Source organism: Nitrobacter sp. 62-23 (assembly GCF_001897285.1).
Lineage (GTDB): Bacteria > Pseudomonadota > Alphaproteobacteria > Rhizobiales > Xanthobacteraceae > Nitrobacter.
The window spans coordinates 1-7,018 of record NZ_MKSM01000097.1 but is presented as its reverse complement, the minus strand read 5'-3'; the positions used below and the strand labels follow the sequence as shown (position 1 = coordinate 7,018).

At 62.6% G+C, this 7,018-nt stretch carries 7 protein-coding genes; 5 read left to right on the top strand and 2 right to left on the bottom strand.

Annotated elements, in window-relative coordinates; all coding sequences use genetic code 11:
- A partial coding sequence (locus BGO16_RS09265) for a hypothetical protein (protein ID WP_292618390.1) occupies nt 1-182 on the bottom strand: 182 nt, incomplete at its 3' end.
- A 144-nt stretch (nt 183-326) separates the two neighbouring features.
- On the opposite strand from BGO16_RS09265, the gene BGO16_RS09260 reads away from it, so the two are divergent.
- The 3 genes from BGO16_RS09260 (at nt 327) to BGO16_RS09250 (ending at nt 3,594) form a co-directional block, all read left to right on the top strand.
- On the top strand, nt 327-929 hold the full coding sequence (locus tag BGO16_RS09260) for a hypothetical protein (protein ID WP_292618389.1): 603 nt from the start codon (nt 327-329) through the stop codon (nt 927-929).
- A gap of 451 nt (nt 930-1,380) precedes the next feature.
- A complete protein-coding gene (locus BGO16_RS09255) occupies nt 1,381-2,901 on the top strand; it encodes an FAD-dependent oxidoreductase (protein WP_292618388.1) in 1,521 nt (506 codons plus the stop codon).
- Nucleotides 2,902-3,039: 138 nt separating this feature from the next.
- A complete protein-coding gene (locus BGO16_RS09250) occupies nt 3,040-3,594 on the top strand; it encodes a methylated-DNA--[protein]-cysteine S-methyltransferase (protein WP_292618387.1) in 555 nt (184 codons plus the stop codon).
- Nucleotides 3,595-3,642: 48 nt separating this feature from the next.
- On the opposite strand, the gene BGO16_RS09245 is transcribed toward BGO16_RS09250, so the two are convergent.
- On the bottom strand, nt 3,643-4,260 hold the full coding sequence (locus BGO16_RS09245; RefSeq protein ID WP_292618386.1) for a glutathione S-transferase: 618 nt from the start codon (nt 4,258-4,260) through the stop codon (nt 3,643-3,645).
- Nucleotides 4,261-4,490: 230 nt separating this feature from the next.
- On the opposite strand from BGO16_RS09245, the gene BGO16_RS09240 reads away from it, so the two are divergent.
- The gene (locus tag BGO16_RS09240) at nt 4,491-4,904 is read left to right on the top strand and encodes a DUF3775 domain-containing protein (RefSeq protein WP_292618384.1); all 414 of its coding nucleotides are present in this window, start codon (nt 4,491-4,493) and stop codon (nt 4,902-4,904) included.
- A gap of 351 nt (nt 4,905-5,255) precedes the next feature.
- Nucleotides 5,256-7,018: TIGR02302 family protein (locus BGO16_RS09235; protein ID WP_292618383.1), on the top strand; the 1,763-nt coding region annotated here is incomplete at its 3' end.

The window sequence follows — 7,018 nt, the reverse complement described above, 5'->3', positions numbered from 1 at the left end:
ACTCGGCCGTTAAACTCCTCAGCGCCAATGGTACTATGGCTTAAGCCCTGGGAGAGTAGGTCGCTGCCAGGCCTGCCAAGGACAATGATTTCCTCTTTATGAACTTCTTTTCGCGTCACCAATAAAAACGCCGTTTCCGAAGTGCTCCATGCATGACGGAAGCGGCGTTTTTTATGTTCCATCGCTTGCGTGCCACGCGCTGGTATCGATCGGCGATGATCGGTCGCGCGAATCGGCCGGTTCACAGGCCGTTCATTTCGAACCCCATAGCCTCAATGCCGTCATTTCGTCCGCGCGAATCGTGAAGCCAAGCCGAGGAGAATCTCATGCGCGACATCGGTCGCTCTACTATCATCGGGATCGCCATTGCCAGTCTCATACTGTTCGTCGTTGCTGTTTCGGCCGGCAACAACGCTCTCGCACAGGCAACACGGTCCTCCCCCGCGCCGGCTGAGGCGGCGCCGTCCGACGACGCGCCGATCAAGCAGATCGCGCTCACCGAAAAGCAGATCGAAGGTGTGCTCGCGGCGCAGAAGGACATGAACGCGCTCGACGATAAGCTACCGGACAATCCGAATGTGAAACCGGACTCGAAGGTCATCGCGCAGCTCGACGCGATCGCGAAGAAATCGGGCTTTGCAAGCTACGCCGAATACAACAACGTAGTCGACAACATCAGTCTCGTGCTCGGCGGTTTCGATCCCACCACCAAGAAATACATTGGCGTGCAGGAGGTTTTGAAACAGCAGATTGCCGCGGTGCAGGCCGACACCAAGATGCCGGCCAAGGAAAAGAAGCAGGCGGTCGATGACATGAATGCGGCGCTGCAGACGCCGCCACCCGTGATCGAGAACAAAGGCAATATCGATCTCGTCGCCAAATATTACGACAAGCTCGCCGGGGCGCTGGCCGAGTCCGAGGACGAATAAAAGTTAACCTCGCGGCGCCGAAAGATCATGATCTTGGGAGCGCGCGGATTGTCGGCGTGAAGAAAAACGTGGATTCGCCCGCGCAGAGGCGAACGGAAATAATGCCCGTCTTTAAGCGGTGCCTGGCCATGACCAGCGGGAGCCTTCCGTCATAACGCGGACGGCTCCATGGCATTTTTACCGGTAACCGCCTGGATCAGGCCCGAGGGCGCTTCGCCTGAAAAAGTATCCTGAAATCAGGATCGTTGCCTGCCGCGGAGAAAAGCGCGGCAGTCGCAACGCTCGCCCGGCGCCGCGCAACCCCCTTTGCATCGCGGAACCTTTTCCGCTCCGTTCGCTCTTAACAGGTGAACTTGCCGTATCCGCGCCGGTGTGAAACCGTGTGGAAGCGGATAGCGAATGTCCGTATGGGGCTCGCGCCCGGCGGCCGCGTAGCTACGGAGGACCATAGATGGCTGAGGAGCAGGCTCAACCGAGCGGACCGGATCTGACGCAGGGTGTTGATCCCGGCGCTTTCAAGGACGGCAAGCTGGTCGGCCATGTCGGAGACCGGGAGATCCTGCTGGTGCGTGAAGGTTCCGAGATTTTCGCGATCGACGCGCACTGCAGCCATTATCACGGGCCGCTTGCCGACGGGCTCGTTGTCGACGGCACCGTTCGCTGTCCGTGGCATCATGCCTGCTTCGACCTGTGCACCGGCGAAGCGACTCGCGCTCCGGCCTTCAACGCGCTCGACGTCTGGGAGGTCGAGCAGCGCGACGGCCGGATCTTCGTTCGCAGGCAACGCGAGCGCCCGGCGAGCAAGATCGCCAAGCCCGATCATCCCGAGAAGATCGTGATCGTCGGCGGGGGCGCGGCTGGCTTTGCAGCCGCCGAGATGCTGCGCCGCCAGGATTACAAGGGCGGCATCGTGATGCTGAGCAGCGACGATGCTGCGCCGGTCGATCGGCCCAATCTGTCGAAAGACTATCTCGCCGGCTCCGCGCCCGAGGACTGGCTGCCGCTGCGTCCCGATGACTTCTACCAGCAGGCCGGCATCGATTTGCGGCTGGGCACGACGGTTAACGCCATCGATCCGGATAAACGCCAGCTCACGACCACGGGCGGCACCGTCGGTTACGACCGGCTGTTGCTTGCGACCGGCGCCGAACCGCTCCGGCTGCCGATTCCCGGCGCCAACCTGCCGCACGTCCATACCTTGCGCACGCTCAAGGATTGCCGCGCCATCATCGAGGCGGCGAAGTCGGCGAGTAGGGTGGTTGTCATTGGCGCGAGCTTCATCGGCCTTGAAGTTGCGGCGTCGTTGCGCGCCCGCGATATCGAAGTCCATGTCGTCGCGCCGGAATCTCGCCCCATGGAACGCATTCTGGGTGCGGAGATGGGCGACTTCGTCCGCGCGCTACACGAGGAGCATGGCGTCATCTTCCATCTGGAGGACACTGTGGCTGCGATCGGCGAGCAGAAGGTGACGCTCGGCAGCGGCGGAACGCTGGATGCTGATTTTGTCGTCTTCGGCGTCGGTGTGAAACCACGCCTGGAGCTTGCCGAAAAAGCGGGGTTGAAGATCGACCGCGGCGTGCTCGTCAACGAGTTCCTCGAAACCAGCGCACCCGGCATCTATGCAGCCGGGGACATCGCACGCTGGCCGGACTCTCATTCCGGGGACAACATCCGCGTCGAGCACTGGGTGGTGGCAGAGCGTCAGGGCCAGGTCGCCGCGCGCAACATGCTGGGGCACCGCGAAAAGTTTGACGCCGTGCCGTTCTTCTGGAGCCAGCATTATGATGTGCCGATCAACTATATCGGACACGCGTTGAAGTGGGACCAGATCGAGGTTGAGGGCAGCGTCGCGGACAGGGATTGCCTGCTGCGCTACAGGCATAAGGGACGCGTGCTTGCGGTGTCATCGATCTACCGCGACATCGACCACCTCAAGGCCGAAGTGGCGATGGAGCGCGCCGTCACGTCGTGAAGTTGGCCCGCGGCCGGGTACTGGCACCGGGCTGAGGAATCGTTCGGCCGGGCATATTTCTTGCCGGAATCCGGGTGGATTGCAGCATTCTCCAATCCCAGATTCCCCGACGAGGGGGCTTTGGAGAAGGAGCGGCCCATGAGTGAAGACGCGAGGGAGTGCAAGTTCGCGCTGTTCGAAACCGCGATCGGCACGTGCGGCATCGTCTGGACTCTGCGCGGCATCAGGGCGGTGCAACTGCCGCTGCCGGACGAGAACAAGACCCGGATGCGCATTCGCCAGCGCTATGGCGAAATCGCGGAGGCGATCCCGCCAGCCGGCGCGCAGTCTGCGATCGACGGCATGATCGAATTGCTCGATGGCAAGCCGAGAGATCTGTCCGGCGTGGCGCTCGATCTCGACGGCGTTCCTGATTTCCATCGCGATGTTTACGACATCGCCCGCACCATCGCGCCGGGCCGGACCATGACCTATGGCGAGATCGCCAAACGGCTTGGCGGCGTCGAACTGTCGCGTGACGTTGGTCAGGCCCTTGGCAGCAATCCGTGTCCAATTGTGGTGCCGTGCCATCGCGTGCTCGCCGCCGGCGGCAAGCCGGGAGGCTTCTCCGCCAACGGCGGCGTCGTCACCAAGCTGAAGATGCTCGCCATCGAGGGCGCGGCCGTCAATTACACGCCAAGCCTGTTCGATTGAATTGTTCGGATGAAGCGGATGCCGGCCGGCCGGCATGTGTGAACCTTGTCACGCCGCGGGCGGCGCCGAAATCTTCACCGAAGGACGCTGAATCATTTTGTCGTGGAATGCGACGAGGTTGGGATAAGCCTCGCGCCAGCCGCTATCCGCAAAACGGAAGTCGGCGTAGCCGAGCACGCAGGTGAGCGCGATCTGCGCGGCATCCAGCGGTCGCGACAGCAGGTCGCTCTGTCTGTCGAAATGCGCCATGCCGGTCCAAACCCGATGCCAGTGATCGTCGGCCCATGCCTGCCAGTAGTACTCCTTCGGGCGCGCCGCCTTTTCGTACCGGCACAGCACCATGGAATCGAGAATGCCTTGCGCGATTGCATGATCCGTCTTGATCTTCCAGCGCGCGGGACCCGACGCTGGAATCAGCTTTCCGCCGCCGGCGATCTCGTCGAGGTATTCAACGATGACATAGGAATCGAGAATCACGCTGCCGTCATCGAGGATCAACACCGGCAATTTCTTCAGCGGATTGACGTCGCGCGCATAGTCGTCGTTGGGCTTGCCCGGCGCAAGGGCAGCCGGGACCAGCTCGATGGTGTCGATCAGCCCAAGCTCGATGGCGGCAATGCGAACCTTGCGTGCGAAGGGTGAGGTCGGCGAGAAAATCAGCTTCATTGTGAAATGCCTCAAGCGCCGGTCGCGCCCCTTCGACTTTGCTCTCTGGTCTTGAATTGTTCATGGAATAACGCGCGTGCATTCGACAACTGTTTGCCCCGTTTCGCAAGGATGGCCGGAGCGGATCGCGGAGCCTTTCCCGTAAAGTCTGCGATTGCTTCACGTCACGGTGATTGGGATCAACCTGGCGGCCTTTGCGTTGGCGTTCTCGAACATAAGGAGTATCGCCAATGCCGGATCTTGCCATTTCGCCGGAAAAGGTTGGTTTTCTTATCGAGAAAGCGCGCGAGTTCGATGCCAAGGAGGCGTCGACGGACCCGGACTCCGGCTCAAACGCCTCCGATGACAATATGATCGATGTGCTGACCGACAATGGTGACGACCCGGTGGTTCGCGAAATCACCGGGTTCATCAATTCGCTGTCCGAGGATGAGCAGATCGATCTGGTCGCGCTGATGCGGCTCGGCCGGGGCGATGGCTCAATCGATGAATGGACGGATTTGCGGCGTGAGGCCGCAGACGGACACAACTCCCGGACGGCCAGTTATCTGCTCGGCGAACCGCTTCTGAGCGATTTTCTCGCGGAAGGTCTCGACCAGTTCGGTCTGCCATGGGGCGACGAGCGCACCGTGCCGGTAAGCTAGTGTGGTGGTTCAGAAGTTCGCTTCAGTGCTCAATCAAGTCCGTCAAGCGAACTTCTGAACCCAAACCACACTAGAACCATAAAGTTGCTAGTGTCCCTTTGATTCCGAAGTTCGCATCAAAGGTTGCTGCGAGGGTATACGAACTTCGGAATCGGGACACTAGATCGTCGCGCCGGGGCAGCAACGGCCATCGGCCGCCGATGCCTCATTGCCGCCGCCGTGGTAGGATGCTGTTTTCCAGCGTTTTTGAGCGAGGCGGGGACCGGTTCGCGTCAAGAAGAGGCTTCAAAATAAAAAGCTGGAGCCCGGCTTTGATTCCGTCAGAATGGCTCCAGTAATCCGGAGAGTTTGTTGACCGGCGTAACCCCAGATCCTTCCAGTCAGGACCACGGCGAGCCTGCGGCGGGGCTTGGCCTGGCGCGAGCCCTGCGGCGCGCGAGATGGGCGATCGCATGGGAAAGAGCCTGGCCGCACCTTGCGCGGCTGCTCTCCGTCGCCGGACTGTTCCTGGCGGCATCGTGGGCCGGGCTGTGGCTCGAACTGCCGGCGACGGGACGCGCTGTTGCCCTGGCTGCTTTTGTCCTGCTGGCGCTGGCTGCTGTGGTGCCCGCCGTCAGGTTCCGCTGGCCTACCAGCGAGGAAGGGCTGAGCCGGCTCGACCGCAGCGCCGGTCTGCGCCATCGGCCGGTGACCGCGCTTGCCGATACTGTCGCGACGCGGGATCCGGTTGCGCTGGCGTTGTGGCAAGCGCAGCGCGCACGCACGCTGGCCTCGCTCAAGCGCATTCGCGCCGGGCTGCCCTCGCCACGCCTGCCGATGCATGATCGCTGGGCGCTGCGCGCGCTGGTGGTGGTGCTGATGGTCGTGACCTATATCGCCGCCGGGGGCGAGCGAACCGAGCGGGTGGCCGCCGCGTTCGATTTGAACGGCATGTTGACCCCGGCCAATGTCAGGGTCGATGCCTGGGTCGCGCCGCCGCCTTATACCGGCAAGCCTCCGGTCATTCTGTCTGCGACGAACAAGGATGCGGGCCTGTCCGATACCGCGCTTCCGGTCCCGGCGGGCAGCACGCTGATCGTCCGTTCGAGCGGAGGCAGCCTCGACGTCGCGGTCAGCGGCGGCGTAACTGAAAAGGCTCCCGTCGATAACGCTCCCGAAGGCACGAACGAGCGGCACTTCACCATCGCAACGGATGGCACCGCGCATGTGCGCGCGCCCTCGGGGCAGCCGAAATGGACATTCAATGCGATCCCCGATCGCGCCCCGGCGATATCGCTGGCCAAGCATCCGGAACGTCAGGCGCGTGGATTGCTGCAACTGTCCTATCGCATGGAGGATGACTACGGCGTGACCGAAGCCCATGCGGTCTTTTCGGCCCGGACCGGAGCCTCTGCGAAGAACGGCGTGACCGCGCGCCCGCTGTTCGACCCGCCGCAGTTCGCGCTGGTGTTGCCGAACGCCAGGCCCCGCAGCGGGATCGGGCAGACCGTCAAGGACCTGAGCGAGAGTCCCTACGCCGGCGCCGATGTGACGCTGACGCTGAGCGCGCGCGACGACGCAGGCAACGAGGGACACAGCGAGCCGTTCGACCTGCGCCTGCCGGAACGTGTGTTCACCAAACCGCTGGCTCGCGCGCTGATCGAGCAGCGTCGCATCCTGGCGCTGGACGCCAATCAGAGCACGCAGGTCCATACGGCGCTCGATGCGCTTCTGATCGCGCCCGAGGTGTTCACTCCCAAGGTGGGGGAGTATCTCGGCCTTTACAGCGTCACGAAGCAGCTTGAGGAAGCGCGCATCGACGCCCAGTTGCGCGAGGTCGTCGGCAACCTCTGGGCGCTCGCGGTCAGCATCGAGGACGGCAATATCACCGACGTCGACAAGGCGCTGCGTGCGGCGCAGGACGCGCTGAAGGAGGCGTTGGAGCGCGGGGCGAGCGATGAGGAGATCAAGAAGCTCACCGAGAACCTGCGCGCGGCGCTGGACAAATATCTGAAGCAACTGGCCGAACAGATGCGCGACAATCCGCAGCAACTGGCGCGCCCGCTCGATCGCAACACCCGCGTGATGAGTCAGCGCGACCTCGACAACATGATCGAGCGCATGGAGCGGCTGTC